Annotated in this window: 2 protein-coding genes and 1 pseudogene; 2 read left to right on the forward strand and 1 reads right to left on the reverse strand. The window is 38.0% G+C overall.

Going from position 1 to position 1,312, the window contains the following annotated elements:
• The first annotated feature begins 239 nt into the window (after window positions 1-239).
• The gene (locus AC1DPZ_RS27315) at window positions 240-635 is read left to right on the forward strand and encodes a hypothetical protein (protein ID WP_477409444.1); all 396 of its coding nucleotides are present in this window, start codon (window positions 240-242) and stop codon (window positions 633-635) included.
• Window positions 636-728: 93 nt separating this feature from the next.
• On the forward strand, window positions 729-917 hold the full coding sequence (locus AC1DPZ_RS27320; protein ID WP_477409446.1) for a hypothetical protein: 189 nt from the start codon (window positions 729-731) through the stop codon (window positions 915-917).
• A gap of 200 nt (window positions 918-1,117) precedes the next feature.
• Here AC1DPZ_RS27320 and AC1DPZ_RS27325 read toward each other — a convergent pair.
• A pseudogene (locus AC1DPZ_RS27325) lies at window positions 1,118-1,312 on the reverse strand (IS110 family transposase); the annotation flags it as partial.

Below are 1,312 nucleotides of genomic sequence, written 5' to 3' on the forward strand. Positions count from 1 at the left end.
GTAAATTGTAAATTTTAGCATAGTGTGTTTTTAAAGTGATTTATGTATAAGTTTATATTTATTAACCGTGCATCAAACTTCATGATAATTAAGAACTTAATTATTGCCAATATATTAACTTATTGTTAAATATGATTGCTTTAGTTAACAAAATCATGGGGTAGACAGGCGTTGATGTGCAGAATAAATTAACTGTAATTACAACTTAATAAACCATTCGCAATCACGTATATTTACACGTGATTAATAGCGAAATAGTTATCAATTTAAAAGGCAATATCAGCAAGTAMTTGCTGGCGTTTATTTTATTGCTTGGTTTTTTCGCTATCCAGGGTCATGCAAATAGCAGCCAGGTAAACAATAGCAGCACAGATACCGAAGTGCCGGCCAAAAAGCAATCTGTATTAAAAAATTGCATCAGTTACAAAAGAGCCTCCTTAGCTTCCTGTAAAAATGTTATTATTTACTTCATACCCAGGGAGAATTTTGAGCAGCACATATTGCTTCATAATAAAGTTATCATAAATAAGTTTGAGCATTTAAAGCAGCTTTTCCTGGCGTATAAAAGCGATGCTGATTATATGTTCATTACCCCCATCTACGCTGCCGATCAGGACCTCCCACGCATCGGTTAATTCAACCCTGTTTCCCCATTTATTGAATTAAGTAAAATTTATTTAACGGTTTAACTGTGCCTTAAGGCCTGCTAAACGCATTCTGCTATCTGCATGAAAAAGCTTAAAAAGCTATTGAGGCTTATTTGCCTTACCCTGTTTTTAATACTGGCCGTAACCGGAATTTCAATAGCCGGGGCCGCTCCCATCCTTGCTAAAAACGAAGAACGTTTTAATAACAATGAAACGCTGATAGAAATGGTTGATGAGAAGAAGGAAGATGAGGAAGAGGAAAAATGGTAATGGTTTAAAAACCACCTTATTAAATCGCCGGGCGATAAAATCCGGAGACGCTAAATCAGGAAATGGTGCGCTGGGTTTATGCCCCAATAATAACCATGTCATTGCGAGCGCAGCGCGGCAATCGCGAACTGTGCAGATCGGCTCTGTAAGTTGGGGATTGCTTCGTACCTTATAATGACACATTTACAAGTCGCTCATAATCAAGCTGCTTTTTGTATGATATAACCCAGTTTAGCTGCATTTTTTTGCAGACGTGCGATTATCCTTGCTGTCGTAATAGCCGGATCCTGCTGAACTTTGCTGGCATCATAAGCCTGTTTTTTGAGTACCATGTTGTAAAAGATCACAGCTATTTTTCGGGCGACTGCCTTGATAGCTTTCGCGGAGCCTTTCGT

Source organism: Mucilaginibacter sp. P4_G9 (assembly GCF_056400985.1).